General features: G+C 64.4%; 21 protein-coding genes. 16 read left to right on the top strand and 5 right to left on the bottom strand.

Annotated features, from left to right (window positions below):
- Nucleotides 1-11: 11 nt before the first annotated feature.
- From LGR44_RS13355 to LGR44_RS13340, 4 genes are all read left to right on the top strand, one after another.
- The gene (locus LGR44_RS13355) at nucleotides 12-1,220 is read left to right on the top strand and encodes a GNAT family N-acetyltransferase (protein ID WP_226741193.1); all 1,209 of its coding nucleotides are present in this window, start codon (nucleotides 12-14) and stop codon (nucleotides 1,218-1,220) included.
- A 128-nt stretch (nucleotides 1,221-1,348) separates the two neighbouring features.
- On the top strand, nucleotides 1,349-2,236 hold the full coding sequence (locus LGR44_RS13350) for an NAD(P)-dependent oxidoreductase (protein WP_226741192.1): 888 nt from the start codon (nucleotides 1,349-1,351) through the stop codon (nucleotides 2,234-2,236).
- 227 nt (nucleotides 2,237-2,463) lie between these two features.
- A complete protein-coding gene (locus LGR44_RS13345; protein ID WP_226741191.1) occupies nucleotides 2,464-2,904 on the top strand; it encodes an OsmC family protein in 441 nt (146 codons plus the stop codon).
- 346 nt (nucleotides 2,905-3,250) lie between these two features.
- Nucleotides 3,251-8,389 carry a cadherin domain-containing protein gene (locus tag LGR44_RS13340; RefSeq protein ID WP_226741190.1) on the top strand — a complete coding sequence of 1,713 codons (5,139 nt, stop codon included), beginning with the start codon at nucleotides 3,251-3,253 and terminating at the stop codon, nucleotides 8,387-8,389.
- Between the two features lie 128 nt (nucleotides 8,390-8,517).
- On the opposite strand, the gene LGR44_RS13335 is transcribed toward LGR44_RS13340, so the two are convergent.
- On the bottom strand, nucleotides 8,518-8,991 hold the full coding sequence (locus LGR44_RS13335; protein ID WP_226741189.1) for an opioid growth factor receptor-related protein: 474 nt from the start codon (nucleotides 8,989-8,991) through the stop codon (nucleotides 8,518-8,520).
- A 119-nt stretch (nucleotides 8,992-9,110) separates the two neighbouring features.
- Nucleotides 9,111-9,290, bottom strand: a complete 180-nt coding sequence (locus tag LGR44_RS13330; protein WP_226741188.1) for a hypothetical protein — start codon at nucleotides 9,288-9,290, stop codon at nucleotides 9,111-9,113.
- 449 nt (nucleotides 9,291-9,739) lie between these two features.
- Here LGR44_RS13330 and LGR44_RS13325 point away from each other — a divergent pair, with 449 nt between their 5' ends.
- Genes LGR44_RS13325 through LGR44_RS13305 form a run of 5 tightly spaced genes read left to right on the top strand, consistent with a single transcriptional unit; the run spans nucleotide 9,740 to nucleotide 14,165 of the window.
- Nucleotides 9,740-10,543 carry a cytochrome c oxidase subunit II gene (locus LGR44_RS13325; protein ID WP_226741187.1) on the top strand — a complete coding sequence of 268 codons (804 nt, stop codon included), beginning with the start codon at nucleotides 9,740-9,742 and terminating at the stop codon, nucleotides 10,541-10,543.
- Nucleotides 10,544-10,584: 41 nt separating this feature from the next.
- Nucleotides 10,585-12,363: a cytochrome c oxidase subunit I gene (gene ctaD / locus LGR44_RS13320; protein ID WP_226741186.1), complete on the top strand. Its 1,779-nt coding sequence runs from the start codon at nucleotides 10,585-10,587 to the stop codon at nucleotides 12,361-12,363.
- Nucleotides 12,360-13,064, top strand: a complete 705-nt coding sequence (locus LGR44_RS13315; protein ID WP_226741185.1) for a cytochrome c oxidase subunit 3 — start codon at nucleotides 12,360-12,362, stop codon at nucleotides 13,062-13,064. The genes ctaD and LGR44_RS13315 overlap by 4 nt, the downstream gene beginning before the upstream one ends.
- An 11-nt stretch (nucleotides 13,065-13,075) precedes the next feature.
- On the top strand, nucleotides 13,076-13,798 hold the full coding sequence (locus LGR44_RS13310; protein WP_226741184.1) for a heme-copper oxidase subunit III family protein: 723 nt from the start codon (nucleotides 13,076-13,078) through the stop codon (nucleotides 13,796-13,798).
- 7 nt (nucleotides 13,799-13,805) lie between these two features.
- Nucleotides 13,806-14,165: a cytochrome C oxidase subunit IV family protein gene (locus LGR44_RS13305; RefSeq protein ID WP_226741183.1), complete on the top strand. Its 360-nt coding sequence runs from the start codon at nucleotides 13,806-13,808 to the stop codon at nucleotides 14,163-14,165.
- Between the two features lie 28 nt (nucleotides 14,166-14,193).
- Here the strand turns inward: LGR44_RS13305 and LGR44_RS13300 are convergent, their stop codons facing one another.
- Nucleotides 14,194-15,033: a DUF2189 domain-containing protein gene (locus tag LGR44_RS13300; RefSeq protein WP_226741182.1), complete on the bottom strand. Its 840-nt coding sequence runs from the start codon at nucleotides 15,031-15,033 to the stop codon at nucleotides 14,194-14,196.
- Between the two features lie 224 nt (nucleotides 15,034-15,257).
- Between LGR44_RS13300 and LGR44_RS13295 the strand changes: the two genes are divergently transcribed.
- Together LGR44_RS13295 and LGR44_RS13290 are read left to right on the top strand one after the other, a co-directional pair.
- Nucleotides 15,258-16,367 carry a bifunctional transcriptional activator/DNA repair enzyme AdaA gene (locus LGR44_RS13295; RefSeq protein WP_226741181.1) on the top strand — a complete coding sequence of 370 codons (1,110 nt, stop codon included), beginning with the start codon at nucleotides 15,258-15,260 and terminating at the stop codon, nucleotides 16,365-16,367.
- A 524-nt stretch (nucleotides 16,368-16,891) separates the two neighbouring features.
- Nucleotides 16,892-18,241 carry an amidase gene (locus LGR44_RS13290; RefSeq protein ID WP_404809928.1) on the top strand — a complete coding sequence of 450 codons (1,350 nt, stop codon included), beginning with the start codon at nucleotides 16,892-16,894 and terminating at the stop codon, nucleotides 18,239-18,241.
- Here LGR44_RS13290 and LGR44_RS13285 read toward each other — a convergent pair.
- Nucleotides 18,238-19,020, bottom strand: coding sequence for a hypothetical protein (locus LGR44_RS13285; RefSeq protein WP_226741179.1), 783 nt, complete (start codon nucleotides 19,018-19,020; stop codon nucleotides 18,238-18,240). The two genes, LGR44_RS13290 and LGR44_RS13285, sit on opposite strands and share 4 nt — an antisense overlap.
- A 256-nt stretch (nucleotides 19,021-19,276) precedes the next feature.
- Here LGR44_RS13285 and trhO point away from each other — a divergent pair, with 256 nt between their 5' ends.
- The 3 genes from trhO to LGR44_RS13270 are packed head-to-tail and all read left to right on the top strand — an operon-like array spanning nucleotide 19,277 to nucleotide 21,397.
- Entirely contained in the window at nucleotides 19,277-20,047 is a 771-nt protein-coding gene (gene trhO / locus LGR44_RS13280) for an oxygen-dependent tRNA uridine(34) hydroxylase TrhO (RefSeq protein WP_226741178.1), read from the top strand.
- Entirely contained in the window at nucleotides 20,040-20,261 is a 222-nt protein-coding gene (locus tag LGR44_RS13275) for a SlyX family protein (RefSeq protein ID WP_226741177.1), read from the top strand. Before trhO ends, LGR44_RS13275 begins: the two co-directional genes overlap by 8 nt.
- A 41-nt stretch (nucleotides 20,262-20,302) precedes the next feature.
- The gene (locus tag LGR44_RS13270) at nucleotides 20,303-21,397 is read left to right on the top strand and encodes a DUF1176 domain-containing protein (RefSeq protein WP_226741176.1); all 1,095 of its coding nucleotides are present in this window, start codon (nucleotides 20,303-20,305) and stop codon (nucleotides 21,395-21,397) included.
- A 6-nt stretch (nucleotides 21,398-21,403) separates the two neighbouring features.
- Here the strand turns inward: LGR44_RS13270 and LGR44_RS13265 are convergent, their stop codons facing one another.
- On the bottom strand, nucleotides 21,404-21,676 hold the full coding sequence (locus LGR44_RS13265) for an usg protein (RefSeq protein ID WP_226741175.1): 273 nt from the start codon (nucleotides 21,674-21,676) through the stop codon (nucleotides 21,404-21,406).
- A gap of 276 nt (nucleotides 21,677-21,952) precedes the next feature.
- Here LGR44_RS13265 and groES point away from each other — a divergent pair, with 276 nt between their 5' ends.
- Together groES and groL are read left to right on the top strand one after the other, a co-directional pair.
- Complete coding sequence (gene groES / locus LGR44_RS13260; protein WP_226741174.1) at nucleotides 21,953-22,267, top strand: co-chaperone GroES; 315 nt, start codon at nucleotides 21,953-21,955, stop codon at nucleotides 22,265-22,267.
- A 54-nt stretch (nucleotides 22,268-22,321) separates the two neighbouring features.
- Nucleotides 22,322-23,956 carry a chaperonin GroEL gene (gene groL / locus LGR44_RS13255; RefSeq protein WP_226741173.1) on the top strand — a complete coding sequence of 545 codons (1,635 nt, stop codon included), beginning with the start codon at nucleotides 22,322-22,324 and terminating at the stop codon, nucleotides 23,954-23,956.
- Nucleotides 23,957-23,969 lie beyond the last annotated feature (13 nt).

Below are 23,969 nucleotides of genomic sequence, written 5' to 3'. Positions count from 1 at the left end.
GATCTGTCGAATTGATCAGTGCATGTCCCGATGGTTTTCATACGGTTGCAGTCTCCGATTTCAAGGCTCTCGAGCCTCATCGCGCCGCCTGGGATCGCCTCGCGTGGCATGCGCCACAGCAACTCCCGAACCTTCTCCCGGCCTGGGCCGAAGCCTGCTTCCGAAGCGGGCTGGGCCCGAACGAGCGCTGGATGTGCTGCTTCGCCTATAGCGAGGGTCGACTGGCGGGCGTGCTGCCCGTCATCGTGGCGCCGCATCCTCTCCTCGGCGAGCGCTGGCCCCTCCTGCGCACCGCCAACAGGCAAAGTCCTTCGGGCGACATCGTGCTGTCGGCCGACCGGGCGCCGGACGTCCTGCGGGCGCTTCTGGCGGAGCTCGGCAGGCAGGTGCCGACGCATGTCAGCCTGGAACTGAAGGCGGTGCGGCGCAACTCCCCGGTCCGGACGGCCCTGGAGGGCGGAGCGCACGGCTACATTCCCCACGGCGACACGCCCGCCATGCTCTCCCGCCTCGACGTGACGGGCAGCTTCGAGGCCTACATGGCCAGCCTCGGCAAGATGCGACGGAACGTGAGGATCGGCCGCAAGAGGCTCGAAAGCCGCGGCAGGGTATCGGTCGAGATGCGCCGAGGCTCCGATGCCCGGGCCGATTTCATGCCGGAATTTCTGGCCCTCGAAGCCTCGGGATGGAAGGGGCGCAACGGCACGGCCATGCTGAACGATCCGGCATCCGCCGCCTTCCACACGGCTCTGGTGGAGAACTTCGCGGCGCAGGGACGGCTCGAATGGCACATGATCCGCGTCGACGGACGCCTCGTCGCGGCAGGTATCGGCGTGCGATGCGGATCCGCGCTCATGCTGCCGAAATACGCCTTCGACGAGGACTTCTCCGACTGCATGCCAGGCAGCCTGCTGACCGAGGAGATCTTCCGGGATGTCTTTTCCCGGCCGGAGATCGAAGAGGTCAATCACATGAGCTATTCGGAATCGGACCGGCTCTGGCACATGTCCAGCGACAGCTACGCGACCCTGCATCTGGTCCGCCGGAGCGCGGTGACCCTGTTGATGCGCCTGCCCCGCCTCGTGGCGCAATCGGCCTACCGGGTCTATGTGCAGCCGCGCATCCCCGCAGTCGTGAAGGAAGCCCACCGGAAGTTCCAGCGCAGGGGCGGTCGCAGGCCGCCGCGGATCAATGCCTGCGGAGACGTTCTCCAATCGTGACGCCGGCCTTCCGACGCGACGATTTCCCGATCCCGGCACCACGGCCAGGGTAGGCTTTTCGGTTTCGTGCGGGCTATCCTCGGATTTCGTCGGGCTGTCGCCCGCACGCAATCAGGGGAGGAGAGCTCGTGGTCAAGGAGCGGATAGGATTCATCGGCGTCGGCCTCATGGGGCACGGCATGGCCGCAAACATCGTCGGCAAGGGCTGGCCCCTCACGGTCATGGGGCACCGCAACCGCGAACCGGTGGAGGATCTGAAAGCCCGCGGGGCTTCGGAGGCGGCGACCCCGCGGGAGCTTGCGGAGCAATCCGACATCGTGATCCTCTGCGTCACCGGTTCGCCCGAGGTGCAGGGCATCCTCCAGGGGCCCGACGGGCTGGCGGCGGCCGGCAAACCCCTGCTCGTGGTCGATTGCTCGACTTCCGACCCGTCGGTGACGATGCGGCTCGCCGCCGAGCTGGCGCCGGCCGGCATTACGCTGATCGATGCTCCGCTCAGCCGCACCCCTGCCGACGCCCAGGCCGGCACGCTCGACGTGATGGTCGGCGGCGATCCCGATGCCGTCGCCCGGGCGCGTCCCGTGATCGATGCCTTCGCGGGCCGCGTGATGCATACCGGTCCCACCGGGACGGGACACACGATGAAGCTGCTCAACAACTTCCTGTCGCTGGGCTATGCAGCGATCTATGCGGAGGCGTTGGCGCTGGGTGCCAAGGCGGGATTGACCCCGCAGGTCTTCGACAGCGTGATCCGCGGCGGCCGCATGGATTGCGGCTTCTACCAGACCTTCTTCAAATGGGTGCTCGACCGCGATCCCAACGCCCACAAATTCGCCATCCGCAACGGCCTGAAGGACATGACCTACCTCGCCTCGCTCGCGAATTCCGTCGGCTCGTCCAATCCGGTCGGCGCTGCGGTGCGCAACAGCTTCGCGCTCGCCGTCGGCACCGGCCACGGGGACGATTACGTGCCGATGCTGACGGATGCCGTCGCGGAGCTGAACGGCATCAAGTGACGTCCGCGACGATGCGGTGAGGCAGGGCAGGGGCGGGCGCGTTCCGCCCCGTGCCGTGCGGCGGCGTCCCTGGCCCGCCTTGCCGGGCGAGCGGGCTCGCGGGAGACATGGCGGGTCGGGCCGTGGACGGGGCTTCACGAGCCGGGATGCTGTGTTATGGCTGGCTCCACATACATCGCTGCCGGGCGGGTTCGCGTCCGAGCGGAACTGCCAGGGGAGATTTCTCGATGAAAGCGCGGGTGAAGTTCGTCGACGGCATGACGTTCGTCGGCGAGTCCGGGAGCGGCCATGCAGTGGTGATGGACGGAGCGCCGGAATATGGCGGCCGCAACATCGGCATACGGCCCATGGAAATGCTGCTCATCGGCCTCGGCGGCTGCACCGCCTTCGATGTCGTCCAGATCCTCCGCAAGGGCAGAGAGGACGTGACCGACTGCGAGGTGGAGGTGAGCGCCGAGCGGGCCGAGACCGACCCGAAGGTCTTCACCAGGATCCATATCGACTACCGCGTGAGCGGCCGCAACCTCGCCCCCGCCAAGGTGGAGCGCGCCATCCAGCTCTCCAAGGAAAAATACTGCTCCGCCTCCATCATGCTGGGCGCGACGGCGGCGATCACCCATTCCTGGACGGCTGTCGACGCCGCCGCGGCGCCGGAGGCGGTGGGCTGATCTGCTTCCGCCCGGTGCCTCGGTTGCGTGCCTGCGACGGACCGGGCGCAGCTCCCGCAGAGGCGTATCTTCAGTGCGTCGCCGCAATTGTAATGTTGCGACGTTGCAAGTCATGATCGTATCGGAAGAAATCGGCCTCTGGTTTTCGCGCGCAAGCATTCTTCTTTTGGGCCGAATACGACTACGAAATCCCGAAATCTAGAGCATCCGGCTCTAGGCGCCGATGCGACAGGCATGGATTGCCTTGCGCGCGGGCAGAGTCTCGTAGCGGCAGGGATTTTCGATTATCTTATTGAAATGTAATGAAATTTTCATGAGCTTAGACTTTTCGGCCTAGTGCGAAGGATTGCCTTCTGGTCCCATGCAACCCTGTTGCAAAAACCTTACGAAAGGTTACAACGTAGGGGATAGGCCGAGCGCAGAAAGCCTCAGCCAGATTTTTGCGAGCCGGACGGGGCGCACCATGGCGATCTCATTTGAACCGACGAACCTCGAAGACAACAACCTGTCTTCCGAGGACGAGAACGCTCTCAGTTTCGAGGCCGAGCCTCGGGCGCACAGAACCCGGCATCCCGGAGGGGCTGATCGCAAGGACGGCTCAGGGCCGGAAGAGGTCCGGCCTACCACTGTGGCGGAACTCCCGTCGCACAAGGGCGGGGGGCGGATCGAACTGCAGAAACCGGTCCAAATCGGTGGCGGCGCATCCGTCCAAGAGAGGCTCGACGCTTTGTTCACGGTCGATCCGGCGAACGAAGGTCGCGCCATGGAGGCTCGGTCGGGAGGTTTGCGGGAGTGGGGCATGGGTCCCGGCGCGGATGGTTTCAACGGAAATGCGCCTGGGCACGCGGCGCTGCCGCATGAAGCGTCAGCCGGTCAGCTGACCGGACCGGGGGCGAGACCTTCAAAAAGCACGGTCCCGGGGAATCGGGCGCAGGTTCTGGAGCCTGCGGCGATGGCCGTGTCGTCCGACTCTTCCATGGCGGCAACGAGCGGCGTCATGGTTGTCGAATACGATGGAATTACAACGCTCCCGGAGACGCCCATTCATACGCGCAAGCTCGGCTATCTGGATCTGTACGATCCGGAGGAGCGGCTGTTCCTGGGCTTCTCCATCAGTGAAAGCTCGGTCGCGGGTGCGTTCGAGATCGTGGAGGAAGACACGGATTACGGCCCAAGGTGGTACTTGGCCGTCAAGGATCCCAACCTGTTCGACTACGAGACCGCTCCGAACCGCCAGATGACGGTGACCGTCGTCGGGCGGAACCGCGACGGCAGCTCTGCTTTGACAGTGTTGACGTTCACCCTCACGAATGTCGACGACCCTGGGAACGAGGCGCCGGAAGACATTACCTTGTCCGGGACCAGTATCGACGAAAACAGCGGCCCGTGGACACTCGTCGGTCACCTTGGGGTCTTCGATATCGACATGACCGGGATGTACGGGAGCGACTCCTGGACCTACCGCCTGATCGAAAACCCGAGCGGCAAGTTCGAAATCTTCGATTTCGGCGGGGCCAGGCTGCAGCTGAAGGCCGGCCAGACGCTCAACTATGAGGACATGCAGACCTCTCAGGTGACGATCCGGGTGACCGATTCCGGAGGCCTGTTCTTCGACAAGACGTTCACGATCCATGTCAACGACATCGAGGACGAGCAGGCCACAAACCATGCGCCGACGAATCTGAGGCTATCGGGCGGATTGATTGCCGGTGTCAAAGAGGATCTTGCCGGCGACGCGACGATCGGCACCGTGAGCGCTTTCGATCAGGACGGAGGCGACATTCTCGCCTACCGGATCATCGACGATCCAAGCAACAAATTCTACCTTTTCGGCAACGAGCTGCGTCTCAAGGCCAATGCGCGGCTTGATGCCGAGACGGCTGGACAGCACACCATCACGGTCCGCGCGAGGGATCTATACGACGCGACACACGACGAATCCTTTACGATCCATGTCGAAGGGGTCAACGAAAGGCCGACGGACATCTCTCTGTCCAGCTTGACGGCTTATGAGGATCTCGCGCCTTCCGGTTTCATTGCGGACATCACAGCCGAAGATCCCGAAGGTCCTGGCGATATTCGGTCCTACCGGATCGTCGAGGATCGGGACGGCAAGTTCGTGATCGATGGAACCCAGCTCAAGCTTCGGTCCAACACGAGGCTGGACCACGAGCGCAAGGCCTCTCATTCCGTCACCATTGAAGCGGTGGACATGGGCGGTCTGACCTACAGGAAGTCCTTCACCATCGAGGTGAAGGATGTTCCTGAGAGACCGCACGACATCGAAATTTCCTCAAACCTGATAGCTGAGAATTCCCCTGGCGGGGCCCTCGTAGGCTACCTCACCGCTCGCGATCAGGACAGTTCCACCTTCACTTACACCATCGTCAGCGATCCGGACATGAAGTTTCAGATCGTCGGCGATCGGCTGGAGGTGCGGGACAATGCCAGGCTGAATTATGAGCAAAAGAAGTGGCATTATGTTACAGTAAGGGCGAAGGACGAGACCGACCTTACGTTCGATCTCCAGTACCAGATCCTTGTTACCGACGTTAACGACGCCCCGCAAAACATGTCGTTAGGACCGGCGTTCATCGCCGAGGGGGCCGGCGGCAGAAAGATCGGCGTTCTGAGCACGACCGACCAGGACGGGGCAGCGGGCGACGTCAATCATATCTACTCGATTGTCGACGATCCGGATGGCAAGTTCATCATCAAGGGCAAGGAACTGTGGCTGCGGGATGAGGCTGCCGTCGATTACGAGGTCAAGAGCCAACACAAGGTGACGCTCCGCACGACGGACAGGGGCTTTGCCACGTTCGATAAAACATTCAACATCGTCATCACGAATGTCGCCGAAGCGCCGAACGATCTGCGCATCTCCAACGACATCATTGCCGAGAACAGTGCAGGCGGCACCGTCGTCGGCCTGTTGCAGGGCGAGGACCCTGATGGCAACAGCGTCAGCAGGTTGAGCTACTCGATTGTCGAGGACCGGGACGAGAAGTTCGAGATCGTCGCCGGCTCGAACGAGCTGAGGATCCGCGAGGGCGCTATCATCGACCACGAGACGGGGGAGCTTCATAAGGTCACGATCAAGGTAACGGATATCAGCGGCCTGACCTATCAGAAGACTTTCACGATCCATGTAGAGGACATCAACGAGGAAGAGAACCGCGCCCCGACGGGCGCCACCCTGTCCAGAAGCACGGTGCCTGAAGACCTCGCGGCAGGCTCTGTCATTGGAACGCTGACCGGCGAGGATCCGGACCCGAATACGGTATTCACGTTCGAACTCGTCCAGGATTCCTCCGGCAAGTTCGAGATCCCGGAGGGCACGAACCAGCTGAAGCTGAAACCCGACGTCACGCTGGATCACGAGACGGGGCCAACGCACGAAATCGTCGTGCTGGTGAAGGACCACACCGGGCTGAGCTACCGGAAAACCTTCACCATCACCGTCGAGAACAGGAACGAGAACCCGACGGAGATCTTTCTGTCGAACTCTCCGCACCGCGTGGATGAGGATATCGCCGTCGAGACCGTCGTCGGCGAGTTGTCCAACAACGACCCGGATCTGAGTGACGCCTGGACCTACTCCATTGTCGGGACCCAGCCGCAGTTCAGGATCCAGGGCAACCAGCTGATAGCGAAGCCCGGGCTGAATCACGAAGGGGTTTCGGCCTACAATATCACCATCCGGGTGACGGATCGCGCCGGCAAGTATGTCGACAAGACCTTCACGATCCAGGTCGCCGACAAGAACGACACGCCGCATGGGCTGACCCTCTCCGGAGACCATGAAGTCGAGGAGAACAGCGGCATGGATACGGTCGTCGGCATCCTTGAGGGACACGACGAGGATGATGACGCGGAATTCACCTATGTGATGGTTGCCGACCCTGACAGCAAGTTCGTCGTGGTCGGCAACGAACTTCGGGTTCGGGAAGGCGCAGGGCTGAACCATGAGACCAAGCAGTCTCACCTCGTGACGGTTCTCGTAAAGGACCAGTGGGGCAAAACCTTCCAGAAGGAATTCACGATTGCCGTGAAGAATGTGCCCGAGCCCGAGCCGAACCATGCGCCGACGAACCTCGTTCTCTCCCATACGACAGTGCATGAGAACATCGATGCGGGAGAGACCATCGCAGTCATGACCGGTTACGATCAGGATGGCGGGGACATCCTGCGCTACTCGATCGTGCAGGATGAAGACGAGAAGTTCGCCGTCGTCGGCAACCGCCTCGTCCTGCGGAACGGCGCGATCATCGACCACGAAGAAGAGACGTGGCACGAGGTCACCCTGCGCGTCACGGACCGTGCGGGCGAGTTCTTCGAAAAGGTCGTCAGGTTCGAGGTCATCAACGGCGAGGACGGTCCCAACGCCGCCCCGACGGACCTGTCCCTGTCGGAAAGCTCGGTCGTCGAGAACAGTCCTGCAGGGACCATCGTCGGCATCCTGTGGGCCACCGATCCGGATGGGAACACCGTTTACTATTCCCTGGTCGAGGATTCCGACGAGAAGTTCATGGTGTCCGACAACCAGTTGCTGGTGCGCCAGGGAGCGGTGCTGGACTGGGATGCTCAAACCCAACACGAGGTCAAGATCCGCGCGTTCGATCGGTTCGGCACCTATACGGAGCAGACCTTCACGATCGCGGTGCTGCAGGATCCTAACGAGCAGAATCGCGATCCTACGGAAATCATCCTGTCGAATAGGCTTGTTTTTGAGAATGAGCTCGATGGAGCCGCCGTGGGCGTGCTCTCTGGAACCGATCCCGACGATGACGTCCTGGCTTTCGAACTCCTCGACGGTGCGGATGGGCGCTTTGCGCTGGGACAGGAGGTCCGCAATGGAGTTACGGTCACGGTCGTGAAGGTGGCGAGTGGGGCCAAGCTCGATTTCGAACAGAACCGGCAGCACCAGATCAAGGTTCTTGCCGACGACGGTCAAGGCGGCACATTCGAGAAGACCATTCAAATCGATGTCCGCAACGTGCTGCACGAGAGTGTCGGCGAGACTCCGACGCTTTCCGGCGCCGCTCACAACATGTCGGGCATGGACCGGATCGTTGGCGGTGTCGGCAACGATGCCTTCAACGGCGGCGAGAATAATGATGTGCTGAATGGTGGAGCGGGCAACGACACGCTCTGGGGCGGTGCAGGCGAGGATGTCTTTGTCTTCAGCCATGCCGGCCTGCTGAACCGTGACCTCGTCATGGATTTTGACGTCACCGAGGTCGTCGGCGACCGGATCCATCTAGTAAAGGCAGACGCATTCAGGGGGCTGGACCTTGGAGTTCTGTCCGAAACAGCATTCCGCCTCGGCACCGAGGCGATGGATGCGGATGACCGGATCATCTACGATGCTTCGCAAGGGCGCCTGCTCTACGACAGCGATGGCAACGGCGGCCGGGCGGCGCTCGAGGTAGCAACCTTCAGCAACAAGGCGGCGCTGACCCATGGTCATTTCCTTGTCATCTAGTTGATCAAGGAGCGCCCGGAATCCGCCTTCTCCGATGCTATGATAGCGCCCTCCGTTTACGTTCTTTTGAATGGCAGCCTGCCAGGGATGGGCCTGTGTCGAGATCCCTTACTGATCGATGAGGGACGTCACCCGCTCAGCGCTCGCGCCCAATAGCCCAGGTTGTGCGGGTCGACCGGTGATCCGGCTGCTTCGTGGCGGGCCATGACGGCATCGTGGAAGGCGCGGGCTTCGGCGTCGCCGGACAGGAGCTTCAGGCTCTGGATGATGCGGGTGATGCGCAGATGGTTGTGGTCGCTCCAGGTCAGCCAGTCGTCCGTCGCTTCGTAGAACCGGCGCATCCGCGCTGCGCCGCGGCGCAGATTGGCGAGCGCCTGCTCGTCCGCTCGGATCGCGGCGATCTCTTCCTCGGACAGGACGGGAGCGTTCGGCTGCGCCATGCTCCTCGTGGGGAGGGGGAAGAGCCACTGGATGTAGTCGTGGATGCGCTCCAGAGCTTCGTCGGGCAGGGCGAGGACGTCCTCGACGGTCCGGTTGCGGCCGTCAATGCCGCTTCCGGCGAGGTAGGCATGAAGCGGGCCGGATTTTCGATCCACGTTCATTCAGATCTCCATCGTCCAGGTCTCCACGGGCGCTGCCCACAAGGTCCGACGCGACAAAAGCCCCGCCGGGGCGGGGCTTCTCGGGAGCGATGGTCCGCTGCGGATGAAAGAGGCGCCCGCTATTTGGCGGGAGCCGCCTCCTTGGCGGGCGCCTCGGCGGGGCTGGGCTTCGGCGCCTCCTTGGCATCGCGCAGAAGCGCGTCCACCGTTTCCGTCCGCTTGGTCTGCATCTGCTTGGATTGATCCGTCCCGGCCGCCTTGCGGCTCTCGGAGGCGAATGACCTTCTGTCGTAGCACATGGTGCCCTCCGTCATTGCTGAAACGACCAACGCTCGCGCGTCGGCGCCGTTCCTGCGCGTGCTGAAATGTCCCAATTTCCTGGCAGGAAGGGGTAGCCTCGAGCGATGATTGACAACTTGGCCGGGCGGGAGGATCATGATTTTCGCGCGATGCAGCCGACGATTGTCGCAGCCGCAGCGCGTGTTCTGTGTCGGTCGAGACGTCGCGGCCGCCCTGTCGGTGGCCGCGGGAGGGCGCGGTCATGGCGAGCCTTCGCAGGTCTGTCACAGGGATGAAAGACGCCCCGTTCGGGCGCCCGGCGATCTCATGCGAAAACGGGAACTGCACGCCGCCGAAACGGGCAGGCACGGGCCTGCTCATGCCGACAGGAGCGGGTGACGGGAGAGACGGAGTAGACGGCGCCTTCTAGTTCGTATCCGCCGCCTTCGAGGGCAAGGATGAAACCGGGATGGCTGTAGCGCTCATACTCGTTGTGGTGGCCCTCGGCTCGGTGCTCTTTCACCTCGTGAGCCCGTGGTGGTGGACGCCGATCGCGTCCAACTGGCGCTTCATCGACGACACGATCATCATCACCTTCTGGATCACGGGGCTCGTCTTCGTGGCCGTGGTCCTCTTCATGGCCTATTGCATCTACCGTTTCCGCCACGAGAAGGGGCGAACGGCGGCCTACGAGCCGGAGAACAAGCGGCTCGAATGGTGGCTCACCGGCGTGACCGGAGTGGGTGTGGCGGCCATGCTGGCGCCGGGGCTCTTCGTCTGGAACCAGTTCATCACCGTTCCGGAGGACGCGACCGACATCGAGGTCGTGGGCCAGCAATGGCAGTGGAGCTACCGCCTGCCGGGGGCGGACGGCAAGCTCGGGATGGCCGACACCCGGAACGTGAGCGCGGACAATCCGCTCGGGCTGAAGCGGGACGATCCCAACGGGCAGGACGACATCATCATCGAGGGCGGCGAGTTGCGCCTGCCGGTGGGAAAGCCCGTGAAGGCGCTGCTGCGCTCCATCGACGTGCTGCACAATTTCTATGTGCCGGAGTTCAGGGCGAAGATGGACATGGTGCCGGGGCAGGTCTCCTATTTCTGGCTCACCCCCACGAGAACCGGAACCTTCGAGATTCTCTGCGCCGAACTGTGCGGCGTCGGTCACCCGCATATGCGCGGCACCGTGATGGTGCAGACGGAGCAGGAATATCTGGCCTGGATGCAGGAGCAGTCGGAGCGCACCTTCGCGCGACTGTCCGCGCCCGACTGAGCGGAGACACGTTCAGGAGCAAGGGGAGGAGAGCACAAGCCATGGTCGATGTCCCGCTAGGTCCAGCCGGCGTCATCCCGCCGGCCGAAGTCGAGGATATGGAGCTCTACCACCCGCACAGCTGGGTGACGAAATACGTCTTCAGCCAGGACGCCAAGGTCATCGCCATCCAATATTCCGCCACCGCCCTGGGCGTCGGCCTCGTGGCGCTGGTGCTCTCCTGGCTCATGCGGCTGCAGCTCGGCTTTCCGGGCGTCTTCTCCTTCATCGATGCCAATGCCTATTACCAGTACATCACCATGCACGGCATGATGATGGTGGTCTATGTGCTCACGGCGCTCTTCCTCGGCGGCTTCGGCAACTATCTCATCCCGCTCATGATCGGCGCGCGGGACATGGTGTTCCCCTATGCCAACATGCTCAGCTTCTGGCTCTACCTGCTCGCGGTGCTGGTTCTGATGGCGAGCTTTTTCGTGCCGGGCGGACCCACGGGGGCGGGCTGGACGCTCTATCCGCCGCAGGCGATCATGACCGGCACGCCGGGCGGGCAGGACTGGGGCATCATCCTGATGCTCGTGTCGCTCATGATCTTCATCGTCGGCTTCACCATGGGCGGCCTGAACTACGTGGTGACGGTGCTGCAGGCTAGGGCGCGGGGCATGACGCTGATGCGCATGCCGCTGACGGTCTGGGGCATCTTCACTGCGAGCTTCATGGCGCTCCTGGCCTTTCCGGCGCTTTTCGTGGGCGCGGTGATGATGCTGTTCGACCGGGTTCTCGGCACGAGCTTCTTCATGCCGGCCATCGTGGAGATGGGGCAGCCCCTGGAGCGCGGAGGCGGGAGCCCGCTCCTGTTCCAGCACCTGTTCTGGTTCTTCGGCCATCCGGAGGTCTATATCGTGGCGTTGCCGGCTTTCGGCATCGTGTCCGATCTCATCAGCACCCACGCACGCCGCAACATCTTCGGCTACCGCATGATGGTCTGGGCCATCCTGATCATCGGCGCCCTCAGCTTCGTCGTCTGGGCGCACCACATGTATGTGAGCGGGATGAACCCCTATTTCGGGTTCTTCTTCGCCACCACCACGCTCATCATCGCCGTCCCGACCGCCATCAAGGTCTACAACTGGATCCTGACCCTCTGGCGGGGCGACATTCACCTGAACGTGCCGATGCTCTTCGCCCTCGGTTTCATCGTCACCTTCGTGAACGGCGGGCTCACCGGCCTTTTCCTGGGAAACGTGGTGGTGGACGTGCCGCTCTCGGACACCATGTTCGTGGTCGCGCATTTCCACATGGTCATGGGCGTGGCGCCGATCCTCGTGATCTTCGGAGCGATCTATCACTGGTATCCGAAGGTGACGGGGCGGATGCTGAACGACGCCCTGGGCAAGCTCCATTTCTGGGTCACCTTCCTGGGCGCCTATGCGATCTTCTTCCCCATGCATTATCTCGGGCTCATGGGAGTGCCGCGCCGCTATCACGAGATGGGCGGCATGGCCTTCGTCCCGCCCTCGGCCCAGACCCTGAACGCGTTCATCACGGTCGTGGCTCTGGTGGTCGGCTTCGTTCAGCTTCTCTTCGTCTTCAACCTGATCTGGAGTCTGAGGCACGGCAGGCCCGCGGGCGGCAATCCATGGCGGGCGACCACGCTCGAATGGCAGACGCCGGAAACGCCGCCGCCGCACGGCAACTGGGGCAAGGAGCTGCCGGTGGTCTACCGCTGGGCCTATGACTACAGCGTGCCGGGCGCGGACCAGGATTTCGTGCCGCAGAACCAAGCCTCGATCACGCGGGCGGCGCCGGAGCCGGCCTCATGACCAGCATCCTCCTCTTCCTCGCGGGGCTGATCGGCTTCGGCGCCTGGTGGCTGGCCAAGCAGAGGATCACCGCGAAGCCCTGGCTGGAGGAGGGGATCGCAGGCGAGTTCCCGGGTGGCGGCGCGACATCCCTCCCGGCGGCGAAGATCGGGCTCGGCGTCTTTCTCGCGGTCGTCGGAGCGCTCTTCGCCCTCTTCATCAGCGCCTATTCCATGCGGATGGGCATGAGCGACTGGCGCTCGGTGCCCATGCCGCGGCTGCTCTGGCCCAATACCGGCATGCTGATCATGAGCAGCGTCGCGCTGCAATGGGCCCTGGTGTCGGTGCGTCGGGACGACATGGACGTGGTGCGGGCCTGCCTCCTCGCCGCCGGGGCATTCTCCGTCGCGTTCCTGGCCGGGCAGCTCCTGGTCTGGCGCCAGCTGTCCGAGACCGGCTATCTCCTGACGGGCAATCCGGCCAATTCGTTCTTCTACCTCATCACCGGCCTGCATGGGCTGCACATGCTGGGCGGGCTGGTTGCCCTAGGGCGCGCCACCGACCGCTCCTGGCGCAGCGACGCACCGAGCCGAGTGGCCCTGAGCGTGGAGCTTTGCGCCCTCTACTGGCATTTCCTGCTCCTCGTCTGGCTGGTTCTCCTGAACCTGCTCACCGGCTGGGCGGACGAGTTCGTCGATATCTGTCGCGCGTTGCTGACCTAGAGGGGATTGGCATGGCGGAAGCAGCGGTCACGGGAAGGGCGCAGGTCTACACCGCGCAGCCGGGCCTGAAGGGCGTGGCGGGAGACTTCGCCTCGGACCAGCGGGCGTTCAAGAACGTCTCCTGGGGCAAGGCGATGATGTGGATCTTCCTTCTCAGCGACACCTTCGTGTTCAGCTGCTTCCTCATCGCCTACATGACCGCGCGCATGTCCACCACGGTGCCCTGGCCCAATGCGAGCGAGGTCTTCGCGCTGACCATCGGCGGCGTGACGCTTCCGCTCATCCTCATCGCGATCATGACCTTCGTGCTGATCTCGAGCAGCGGCACCATGGCGATGGCGGTGAACTTCGCCTATCGGCGCGACCGCCGCAAGACGGCGATCCTGATGCTGGTGACGGCGATCCTCGGCGCCGCCTTCGTGGGCATGCAGGCCTTCGAGTGGAGCAAGCTGATCCACGAAGGCGTCAGGCCCTGGGGCAATCCCTGGGGCGCGGCCCAGTTCGGCTCGTCCTTCTTCATGATCACGGGCTTTCACGGCACCCACGTCACCTTCGGGGTGATCTTCCTGCTCATCGTGGCGCGCAAGGTCTGGCGCGGGGATTACGATACCGAGCGGCGCGGCTTCTTCACCAGCCGGAGGGGGAGCTACGAGGCGGTCGAGATCATGGGCCTCTACTGGCACTTCGTCGACCTCGTCTGGGTGTTCATCTTCGCCTTCTTCTATCTCTGGTGAGGGAGCCATGGCACAGGCAGCGGCGCACGACACGGCTCATGCCCAAGGACAGCATCAGGGGCAGCACCATCCGATCCGGCTCTATCTCGTGGTGTGGGGATGGCTCTTCATCCTCAGCGCATTCTCGTATCTGGTGGATTATTTCCAGCTCGAGGGCGCGCTGCGCTACACCCTGATCCTGCTGTTCATGATGCTGAAGGCGGGGCTGATCGTGGCCGTGTTCATGCACATGGCCTGGGAGAGGCTGGCGCTCGTCTATGCCATCCTCGTGCCCGTGGCGGCGCTCTTCGTCTTCGTCGGCATCATGGTGTTCGAGGCGGATTACACGCTGCTCTCACGGGTGCTCTTCTTCGAGCCGGGAGCCTGACCGGAATCAGGCTCCCGCAGATCCTGCGTCAGGGACGCGGCTGCCCGTCGGCGGGCAGCACTTCCTGCGGAGGCGGAGGCTCCACCACCCGGCGGTAGAGGTGCCAGGTGGCATGTCCGAGCACCGGCATGACGATGGCGAGGCCCACGAACAGGGGCAGGGAGCCGAGAAGGAGCGCACCGGCGACGATCAGGCCCCAGACCGCCATCGTGAACGGGTTCGCCAGCACGGCTCGGACGGAGGTGTGAATGGCCACCGCCGCGCCCACGTCGCGGTCGAGGAGCAGCGGGAACGAGATCACGCTGATGCTCAGCACCGCCACCGCGAAGACGAAGCCCAGCAGGTTGCCCAGAACGATCAGCTGCAGGCCCTGGGACGTGGTGAGAACCTCGTTGACGAACCGGGTATAGGATTCCGGGGCCGCATAGCCGAAGAGGCCCTCGTAGAGCATCCGGGCCGTGGTCAGCCAGGCGAGGAAGATTCCCAGCAGCAGGACGCCGAGCGCGATGATCGACGGGATCGACGGCGAGCGCAGCACGTCGAACGCGTCCTGCCAGCTCGGCTCCAGTCCCATCTCCCGCCGCCGGCTGATCTCGTAGAGCCCGATGGCCGCGAGAGGGCCGAGCAGGGCGAAGCCCGAGGCCAGCGGGTAGAGGAGGGGCAGGGCGTTGTTGGTGAAGGTCAGCGCGGCGAGGCAGGCGCCTGCGATGGGATAGATGAGGCCGAGGAAGACCAGATGGGACGGCATTGCCCAGAAATCGTCGAATCCCTTCGACAGGGCGTGCCTCAGGTCTGCCAGGCCGATCTTTCGCACGATGGGGTAGACCGGGGTTTCGTCAGCGCCGGCAATCACATGGAATTGGGCCATGACCATTCCTCCAGAACCGAGGTTGGAGCGGTCACAGGTCACGGAAGGCCGTGCCGAGTCGGTAGGTCGGCACAACGCGACCTGCACTCGCCAATACTATAGGGCGAGGACGGGGAAATGTCGCCCCCGATCGCGCCCCGACGACTCACAATCACGACAGGAGCCCGAATTCCCTGTCGATTTGTCGGTGGAGCGGGCGAGCGAGGGTTTGGTAGAACATGGTCATGACCACATCCTCGCTCCCTCCCACATCCGAAATGGTCCGCGCCATGCTGACCTGCGACGCGGCCTATGAAGGCGTCTTCTACACGGCGGTGAAGACCACCGGGATCTTCTGCCGCCCCACCTGCACGGCGCGAAAGCCGAAGCCGGAGAACGTGGTGTTCCACCGGACGGCGGAGGATGCGCTGACTGCGGGCTTTCGCCCCTGCAAGCGCTGCAGGCCCCTCGACGTGAAGGGCGCGGCGCCGGACTGGGTCGCGGCGCTGCTGAAGGAGGTCGAGGCCGAGCCCTCCCGGCGCTGGACCGACGAGGATCTGGTGGCCCGCGCCATCGACCCGGTCCGCCTGAGGCGGTGGTTCAAGGAGCAGTTCGGCATGACCTTCCACGCCTATGTGAGGGCGCGGCGGCTGGGGGCGGCGCTGGGCAGCATCGGCGCGGGCGAGTCCATCGACGGCGCCGCCTACGACCACGGCTACGAATCCGTCAGCGGCTTCCGCGATGCCTTCCGGCAGACCATCGGCACCACGCCGGGCCGCAGCCGGTCGAAGGCGCTGATGCTCTATGCGCGCATCCTGACGCCCCTGGGACCGATGATCGCCATGGCGGAGGAGCGCGGTCTGTCCATGCTGGAATTCACCGACAGGCCCGCCCTCCCGGCGGAAATCGAGGAGCTGAGGGGGCGCTACGGCTATGCCATCACCCCCGGACGCAACGGGCATCTCGACCGGATCGAGCGGGAGCTGGAGCAGTACTTCGCCGGAACCCTGACGGTCTTCGAGGTTGCCCTCTGGCTGCCCGGAACGGCGTTCCAGCAGGAGGTGTGGACGGCGCTGCAGGCGGTGCCCTTCGGAGAGACCCGGTCCTATGGCGAACTCGCCGCAAGCCTTGGACGGCCGGGCGCGAGCCGTGCGGTCGGCCGTGCCAACGGACAGAACCGGGTCTCCATCGTCGTGCCGTGCCACCGCATCGTCGGCGCCGACGGATCCCTGACCGGCTACGGCGGCGGCCAGCCGCGAAAGGACTTCCTGCTCAAGCTCGAACGCCGGATACGCTTCGGGCAGGGCGATGCGGTTGCAGCCCGTTCCATCGAAGTGCAGGCCAGCCTGTTCTGAGAGGTGGGTTATCTGGCGATCGGGAATGTGCTCCCAGGCACCCATCCTGAGAGGCTGGCTCAGCATGTACCGCGTTGCTCTCCCCCTATGGACCCCGCCCCGGCTCGAAAACTCACGCCGGAAGCGCCGCGCTGCTCTCCTCTCCTCCCCACGGACCTCGGGCCTCGCCGGAAATGCCGACCTGCTCTCCTCCCCCTTGTGGGGAGGAGGTAGAGGTGGGGGTGTGAGCGATAGCCTATGAAGGTGTGGCGCCGGCACCCCCACCCTGGCCCTCCCCACAAGGGGGAGGGAAGACCGTTGCGCTTCATGAGCCAGACTCCCGGGACGGTGATGAGCCGATCCGCGGAGCATCTCATGCCGGCCATGCCGTGAAAGCCGTTTACGCTGCGGTGGGGATGACGCAGCATGGGGCTTCGTCGAATCCGTTCGAGCCTGAAGGAGACCTTGCGTTGACCGCCCAAACCTCTTCGTACCGGGGCAATCCGGAGCCTGCGGCCGATCTTGCCGACTGGACGGCATCGGAGATGCTGGAAGGCTATTCCCGCAGGCAGGTCTCGCCGGTCGAGGTCGCGAAGGCGGTGATCGCGCGCATCGAGGCTTACGAGCCGCAGCTGCAGGCGCTCTATGCGTTCGATCCCGAAGGGGCCCTGACGGCGGCGAGGGAATCCGAGGCCCGCTGGACACGGGGCGAGGCGCTGCCCCTCGACGGGGTTCCGGGAACGATCAAGGAAAACATCGCGACGAAGGGCACGCCCATTCCCCTCGGCACCGCCGCGAGGGACCTTACGCCCGCCGCCGAGGATGCGCCGCCCGCCGCCCGCCTGCGCGAGGACGGCGTCGTCATCCTGGCCAAGACCACGATGCCCGATTACGGCATGCTCTCGTCAGGGCTTTCGAGCTTCCATCCCCTGGCGCGCAACCCGTGGGACCTCACCAAGAACCCGGGCGGCAGCTCGGCGGGCGCGGGCGCCGCGGCGGCGGCGGGCTACGGGCCGTTTCATGTCGGCACCGATATCGGCGGGTCGATCCGCCTTCCGGCCGGCTGGTGCGGCGTCTTCGGCCTGAAACCGAGCTTCGGCCGCATTCCGATCGATCCGGCCTATTACGGCCGGGTGGCAGGCCCCATGACCCGCACGGTGCGGGATGCCGCGCTCATGATGCGCAGCCTGACGCGACCCGATGCGCGCGATGCCATGAGCCTGCCCTATCAGGATCTGCCCTGGCTCGATCTCGACATCGACGTCAGGGGATTGAGGATCGGCGTCATGATGGAGGCCGGCATCGGTATGCCGCTCGATCCTGAGGTTCGCGCCTGCATCGAGGAAGCGGTGCGGATCTTCGCGGAGGCCGGAGCCGAGATCGCGGAGGTGCCGCCTTTCGTGACCCGCGAGATGCTCGACGGGCTCGACGATTTCTGGCGCCAGCGCGCCTGGATGGATATCGGGGCGCTCTCCGAGGAGCAGCGCTCGCGCGTTCTGCCCTACATCCTGTCCTGGGCGGAGGGCGGCAAGTCCCTCACGGGCGCCCGGGTCTACAACGGCATGAACCAGATGCTGGTGATGCGAAATGCGGCGGTCGCGGCGACGCGGGACTTCGATTTCGTGCTGTCGCCCGTCGCGCCGGTTCCGGCCTATCATGCGGAGCTGGCGTCGCCGATCCACGATCCGGAGGAGCCGTTCGAGCATATCGGCTACACGGTCGCGTTCAACATGTCGGATCAGCCTTCGGCCTCGGTCAATGCGGGCTTCACCGCATCGGGCCTGCCCATCGGCCTGCAGATCACCGGCCGCCGTTTCGACGATGTGGGCGTGATGCGCCTGAGCCAGGCCTGGGAGGGCATGTGTCCCTCCCAGCGGCCGTGGCCCAAGCTTTAACGGGGGCCGTATTTCGGCTGCGCGACCTGCACGGCGGTGGAGCCGGTCGTCTCCACCGAGACCGCCTTGCGCAGCCGATTGACGAAGGCGCTCAGGCTATCGTCATCGGCAGGATCGCTGTCGAGTCTGGCCAGCGTGCTGCTGTCGAAGGGCTCCTCGTGGATCGTGCCGTCGGTCATGACCACGGTCTTGATGCCTGAGCTCACATCGAACGAGACCGACTTGATCGTCTGCGTCGTCGACGGATCGGGCGCCGCCTCCGGTGCGGCGGCCGTCTCCGCGGTCGGGGCGGGAGGGGCGGCAGGCGCCGGAGCCGCCGGTTCCACGGCGGCGGTCCGAGGCTCCTCCTGGACGTCCGGCTGAGCCTCGGGGGCTTCGGCGGCCTGCTGCTGTTGCTGCTCGGCCTCCTTCCGGAGCTGCTCTTCCCTGGCCGCCTGCGCGGCCCGCTGGCGCTGGCGGGTGGCGTCGGCCGCGGCCTGCTCGGCTAGAACGCGCTTGAGGTTCTCCTGAGCCTGAAGCGCCGCCTGCTGCGTGGTCGATCCGAAGACCCCCACGAGCGGGTTGTTGAGGCGCTCCGCATCGGCCCTGGCCTTCGCGGCGTCGGCGGCATTGGCGGCGTCGATCCGCTTGCGCGCCGAGGCGACCTGTTCCGGATCGCTGCTCTCGTAGGAGAAGCGCTGGCCGTTGATGTCGTAATAGACCTTCTTGGCCTCTGCCCCGCCGATCATGACTCCGAGCGCAACCGTCGAGGCCGCCATCATCCTGAGTGTCTTGTGCATCGTCGTGTTCAAGTCTCCTGACTTGTTAAGACTCATTTAAAGATTATGGCGGGTCTATGACGTTGCGTAAGGATGACGAAAACTTCCGGGTATAGTAATAATGGATCAACGCTGGCGAAGAACGCCGGGTCGGTTCTGCAGGAATACTGTCTGAGGGGGCATGATGGAGCATGTGGGGCAGATCCCCGGTTTCGAAGCGCTATGTCGCGGCCGGTGGCGGGTTTTCCGCCCGTTGTCGTGCTGGTAAAGCAGCCCCATGACATACAAGGTTGCCGCCCTCTATCAGTTCGTTCCGCTGCCGGATTTCCAGGACCTCAAGGAGCCGCTCCGGCGGCTCTGCGTCGACCTGGAGATCAAGGGCACGCTGCTCCTCGCCCATGAGGGGATCAACGGCACGGTCGCCGGACGCGCCGGGGCCATCGACGCTCTCGTGGAGGAGTTGCGCCGGGGAGCCCTGTTCGGCGGACGCCTCGACAATCTCGAACTGAAGTTCTCGACCGCCGCCGACATGCCGTTCCGCCGGATGAAGGTGCGGCTGAAGAGGGAGATCGTTACGCTGGGCAGCCCCGACGTCGATCCGACGGGTCGGGTCGGCACCTATGTGTCGCCGGAGGACTGGAACGAGCTTCTCGAAGATGGGGACATCGTGCTCCTCGACACGCGCAACGACTTCGAGGTCGCCATGGGCACCTTCGAGGGCGCGGTCGATCCCAGGATCAAGCGCTTCAGCGAGTTCCGCGACTTCGTCGGCAAGGAGCTCGATCCGCAGAAGCACAAGCGGATCGCCATGTTCTGCACCGGCGGCATCCGCTGCGAAAAGGCGAGCTCCTACATGCTGGCCAAGGGCTTCGAGGAGGTCTACCACCTCAAGGGCGGCATCCTGAAATATCTCGAGGACGTGCCGGAGGCCGAGAGCCGCTGGCGGGGCGAGTGCTTCGTGTTCGACGAGCGCGTCGCTCTCGGCCATGGCCTCGTGGAGCGCCCGGGCGCCGCGAAGCAGGACGGGGATGCCTCATCCCATGAGTGACGACGAAACCCTGAACGAGCGTATCGACCGTCTCGAAATCCGCATCGCCTATCAGGACGAGATCATCGAGGATCTCAACAAGACCGTCCTTGCGCAGTGGAAGCAGATCGACCTTCTCACCCGCCGGATCGCGGCCCTCACGGACCGCATCCAGGAGGCTGAGCACAAGGCCGGCGGCCCCTCCGCTCCAGAGCCCCCGCCACCCCACTACTGAAGAAGCGGGCGGAGCGCCCGTAACCCGACAGGAAGACACCGATGCAGCGCCGCCTCCCTCTTGCCCTCACTCTCGCGCCCCTGGCCCTTGCCGCAGTCGCGACGCCGGTTCTGGCGCAGCAGAAGCCATCGGGTGCCGCGTCCCAGGTGCAGCCCCTGAAGCAGTTCAAGGACTGGACCATCGGCTGCGACAATGTCCGGAACTGCACGGCTCTGGGCCTCTCTCCGGACGAGAGCATGATGGGGCCCTATGTGAAGATCGACCGCGCCGGGACTGCGGCCGCCACACCGGAGGTGACCTTCGTCGCCATTCCCGACGACGACGTGAAGGTCGCCGATCCCGGCCTGAAGCTCACCCTCGACGGCAAGGACATCCCGGGGCTTTCCGCGCAGCCCCTGAAAGCCAGCGCCGACGGCGACCTCGTCCGGGCTACCCTGCCTGCGGAGCAGGTCGGGGCCTTCATTGCGGCCCTGCGCAACGGCACGAACCTGAATCTCCAGCTCCTCGACGGAACGAAGGAGGCGGCGAACGGAACCGTGTCTCTCGCAGGTTCGGCGGCGGCGCTGCTCTACATGGACGACCAGCAGAAGCGGATCGGCACCGTCACCGCCCTCGCGCGCAAGGGCGATGCGCCAGCCTCGTCCATTCCGGCGCAGCCCGATCTGCCGGTGGTCGCCGCCAAACGCATGACCGAGATCGACGGCAAGGCGAAGCCGCCCCTGCCGGCGGGCATCGTCCGTCCGAAGGACGGCTTCTGCACCGACGGCTATCCGGACATCGTCATCAAGCTTTCGCCCAGCCAGACGCTCTGGGGCGTCTGCTCGCAGGCGGCGGCCTACAACTTCGATTACGAGTTCTACGTCGCCGGGCAGGGCCGCCCGAAGCCCGCAGCCTTCACGGCTCCCGGATTCGCGCAGGAGCGGGGCGCGAGCGTTCTGACCTCCCCGGGCCTCGCCGATGACGGCATGACGATCGGATCCTTCGCGAAGGGCAGGGGACTGGGCGATTGCGGCGTGATCACGGAATGGGCCTGGGACGGCACGGCGTTCAGGCCGATGAACGTGAGCATGATGGGGGCGTGCCGCGGCGTCTCCGCGGACGATTGGCCCGTGCTGTTCCAGGCCAAGCGCGGATAAGGCAGGCTATTGCAGCCTGTATTCCCCGTCGATGGTCCTCATTTCGGCGGGCCGGATGAGCCGGGCATGGGCAACCGTGACCGAGTGCAGCGGTCCGTCCAGCTTCTCCTCCCAGAAGGTGAGGAATTTCGTGAGGGCCGGGAATCTCGGGAAGATGTCGTAATCCTGCCAGACATATTCCTGGACGAGGGAGCGATGGTCCGGGATCCGGTAGAGGATCTGCGCGGTCGTGAGGCCGTAGCCCTGGAGCTGGCGGACAAATTCCGGTGACACCTGCATGAGGCGCTCCTTGCCTGTTTCGCTAACGGTCGGATTGGAGCAGAAGAAGGCGGGGCCGACAAGGTTGTCTGCGTAAAACTTTAGTGATTTCAGTATGTTGGCAGCAAGTGAAACCTGCTGCTAACAGCCAAGGTGGCACTCGCCCCAAGGGAGTGCCAAAATTTTTTCGCGACCCTCTTGAACGGTGAAGCTTGTCCACCCAAATCATCGCCGCGCGGGGGCCGAAGAGGACCCGCGCGGTTGGGTTAACCTACTGAAATATCTGGAGGAAGCTTCATGAAGTTCCGTCCTTTGCATGATCGCGTCGTGGTCAAGAGGATCGACGCGGAAGAGAAGACGGCGGGCGGGATCATCATTCCCGATACCGCGAAGGAAAAGCCCCAGCAGGGCGAGGTCGTCGCGGTCGGCCCCGGCGCCCGGAACGAAGCCGGTCAGATCGTCGCCCTCGACGTGCAGGTCGGCGACATCGTGCTGTTCGGCAAGTGGTCCGGCACCGAGGTGAAGATCGGCGGCGAGGATCTCCTGATCATGAAGGAATCCGACATCATGGGCGTGGTCGAGCAGAGCGCCGCGCAGAAGAAGGCCGCTTAAGGCAACTCCATCCTCAAGAGTCACACATCGTTACGTCTCAAGGAGTGACGAAACATGGCTGCTAAAGAAGTCAAATTTTCCGCCGATGCCCGCGAGAAGATGCTGCGCGGCGTCGACATCCTCGCAGACGCGGTGAAGGTCACCCTCGGGCCCAAGGGCCGCAACGTGGTGATCGAGAAGTCCTTCGGCGCCCCGCGCATCACCAAGGACGGCGTCACCGTCGCCAAGGAGATCGAGCTTTCCGACAAGTTCGAGAACATGGGCGCCCAGATGGTGCGCGAGGTGGCGAGCAAGCAGAACGACCTCGCCGGCGACGGCACCACCACCGCGACCGTTCTGGCCCAGGCCATCGTGAAGGAAGGCGCCAAGGCGGTTGCCGCCGGCATGAACCCGATGGACCTCAAGCGCGGCATCGACATGGCCGTCGAGGCGGTCGTGCAGGATCTCCGCAAGAATGCCAAGAAGGTGACCTCCAACGACGAGATCGCCCAGGTCGGCACCATTTCCGCCAACGGCGACACCGAGATCGGCCGCATGATCGCCGAGGCGATGCAGAAGGTCGGCAACGAGGGTGTGATCACCGTCGAGGAGGCCAAGTCGCTGGAGACCGAGCTCGACGTGGTCGAGGGCATGCAGTTCGACCGCGGCTATCTCTCGCCGTACTTCATCACCAACGCCGAGAAGATGCGCGTGGAGCTGGAGGATCCCTACATCCTCATCCATGAGAAGAAGCTCTCGAACCTGCAGTCCATGCTTCCCATTCTCGAGGCCGTGGTGCAGTCCGGCAAGCCGCTGCTGATCGTGGCCGAGGACGTGGAAGGCGAGGCTCTCGCCACCCTCGTGGTGAACAAGCTGCGTGGCGGCCTGAAGATCGCCGCCGTCAAGGCTCCGGGCTTCGGCGACCGCCGCAAGGCCATGCTCGAGGACATCGCCATCCTCACCGGCGGCACCGCCGTGTCGGAGGATCTCGGCATCAAGCTCGAGAACGTGACCCTCAACATGCTGGGTCGCGCCCGCAAGGTCGTGATCGAGAAGGAGAACACCACCATCGTGGACGGTGCCGGTTCCCGCAACGACATCGAGGCTCGCGTGGGCCAGATCAAGGCGCAGATCGAGGAGACCACCTCGGACTACGACCGTGAGAAGCTCCAGGAGCGTCTCGCCAAGCTGGCGGGCGGCGTGGCCGTCATCCGCGTCGGCGGCGCCACCGAGGTCGAGGTCAAGGAGAAGAAGGACCGCGTCGACGACGCCATGCACGCTACCAAGGCTGCGGTCGAGGAAGGCATCCTGCCCGGCGGCGGCGTCGCGCTCCTGCGCGCCCTGAAGGCTCTCGATGCGGTGAAGCCCGAGAACGACGACCAGAAGACCGGCGTCGAGATCGTGCGCCGCGCCATGCAGGCCCCGGCCCGGCAGATCGCCATCAACGCGGGCGCCGACGGCTCCATCGTGGTCGGCAAGGTGCTGGAGCAGAGCGACTACGCCAAGGGCTGGAACGCCCAGACCGGCGAGTTCGGCGACCTCTACAAGCTCGGCATCATCGACCCGGCGAAGGTCGTGCGCGCGGCCCTGCAGGACGCCGCCTCGGTCGCCGGCCTCCTCGTCACCACCGAGGCCCTGATCGCCGAGAAGCCCAAGAAGGATGCGGCTCCGGCGATGCCCGGCGCCGGCATGGGCGGCATGGACTTCTAAGCGGCCCGAAGGG

The organism is Microvirga lenta, assembly GCF_020532555.1.
In the GTDB taxonomy this organism is placed as follows: Bacteria; Pseudomonadota; Alphaproteobacteria; order Rhizobiales; family Beijerinckiaceae; genus Microvirga; species Microvirga lenta.
Note: the sequence above shows the minus strand (reverse complement) of the source record. Positions and strands in the feature narration are given on the sequence as shown.

Coding starts and splice junctions, on each gene's coding strand:
- trhO (WP_226741178.1), top strand. CDS start 19,277: ATGACATACAAGGTTGCCGCCCTCTATCAGTTCGTTCCGCTGCCGGAT.
- LGR44_RS13325 (WP_226741187.1), top strand. CDS start 9,740: ATGGCTGTAGCGCTCATACTCGTTGTGGTGGCCCTCGGCTCGGTGCTC.
- LGR44_RS13285 (WP_226741179.1), bottom strand. CDS start 19,020: ATGCACAAGACACTCAGGATGATGGCGGCCTCGACGGTTGCGCTCGGA.
- ctaD (WP_226741186.1), top strand. CDS start 10,585: ATGGTCGATGTCCCGCTAGGTCCAGCCGGCGTCATCCCGCCGGCCGAA.
- LGR44_RS13310 (WP_226741184.1), top strand. CDS start 13,076: ATGGCGGAAGCAGCGGTCACGGGAAGGGCGCAGGTCTACACCGCGCAG.
- groES (WP_226741174.1), top strand. CDS start 21,953: ATGAAGTTCCGTCCTTTGCATGATCGCGTCGTGGTCAAGAGGATCGAC.
- LGR44_RS13345 (WP_226741191.1), top strand. CDS start 2,464: ATGAAAGCGCGGGTGAAGTTCGTCGACGGCATGACGTTCGTCGGCGAG.
- LGR44_RS13300 (WP_226741182.1), bottom strand. CDS start 15,033: ATGGCCCAATTCCATGTGATTGCCGGCGCTGACGAAACCCCGGTCTAC.
- groL (WP_226741173.1), top strand. CDS start 22,322: ATGGCTGCTAAAGAAGTCAAATTTTCCGCCGATGCCCGCGAGAAGATG.
- LGR44_RS13305 (WP_226741183.1), top strand. CDS start 13,806: ATGGCACAGGCAGCGGCGCACGACACGGCTCATGCCCAAGGACAGCAT.
- LGR44_RS13290 (WP_404809928.1), top strand. CDS start 16,892: ATGCTGGAAGGCTATTCCCGCAGGCAGGTCTCGCCGGTCGAGGTCGCG.
- LGR44_RS13315 (WP_226741185.1), top strand. CDS start 12,360: ATGACCAGCATCCTCCTCTTCCTCGCGGGGCTGATCGGCTTCGGCGCC.
- LGR44_RS13335 (WP_226741189.1), bottom strand. CDS start 8,991: ATGAACGTGGATCGAAAATCCGGCCCGCTTCATGCCTACCTCGCCGGA.
- LGR44_RS13330 (WP_226741188.1), bottom strand. CDS start 9,290: ATGTGCTACGACAGAAGGTCATTCGCCTCCGAGAGCCGCAAGGCGGCC.
- LGR44_RS13275 (WP_226741177.1), top strand. CDS start 20,040: ATGAGTGACGACGAAACCCTGAACGAGCGTATCGACCGTCTCGAAATC.
- LGR44_RS13270 (WP_226741176.1), top strand. CDS start 20,303: ATGCAGCGCCGCCTCCCTCTTGCCCTCACTCTCGCGCCCCTGGCCCTT.
- LGR44_RS13265 (WP_226741175.1), bottom strand. CDS start 21,676: ATGCAGGTGTCACCGGAATTTGTCCGCCAGCTCCAGGGCTACGGCCTC.
- LGR44_RS13295 (WP_226741181.1), top strand. CDS start 15,258: ATGACCACATCCTCGCTCCCTCCCACATCCGAAATGGTCCGCGCCATG.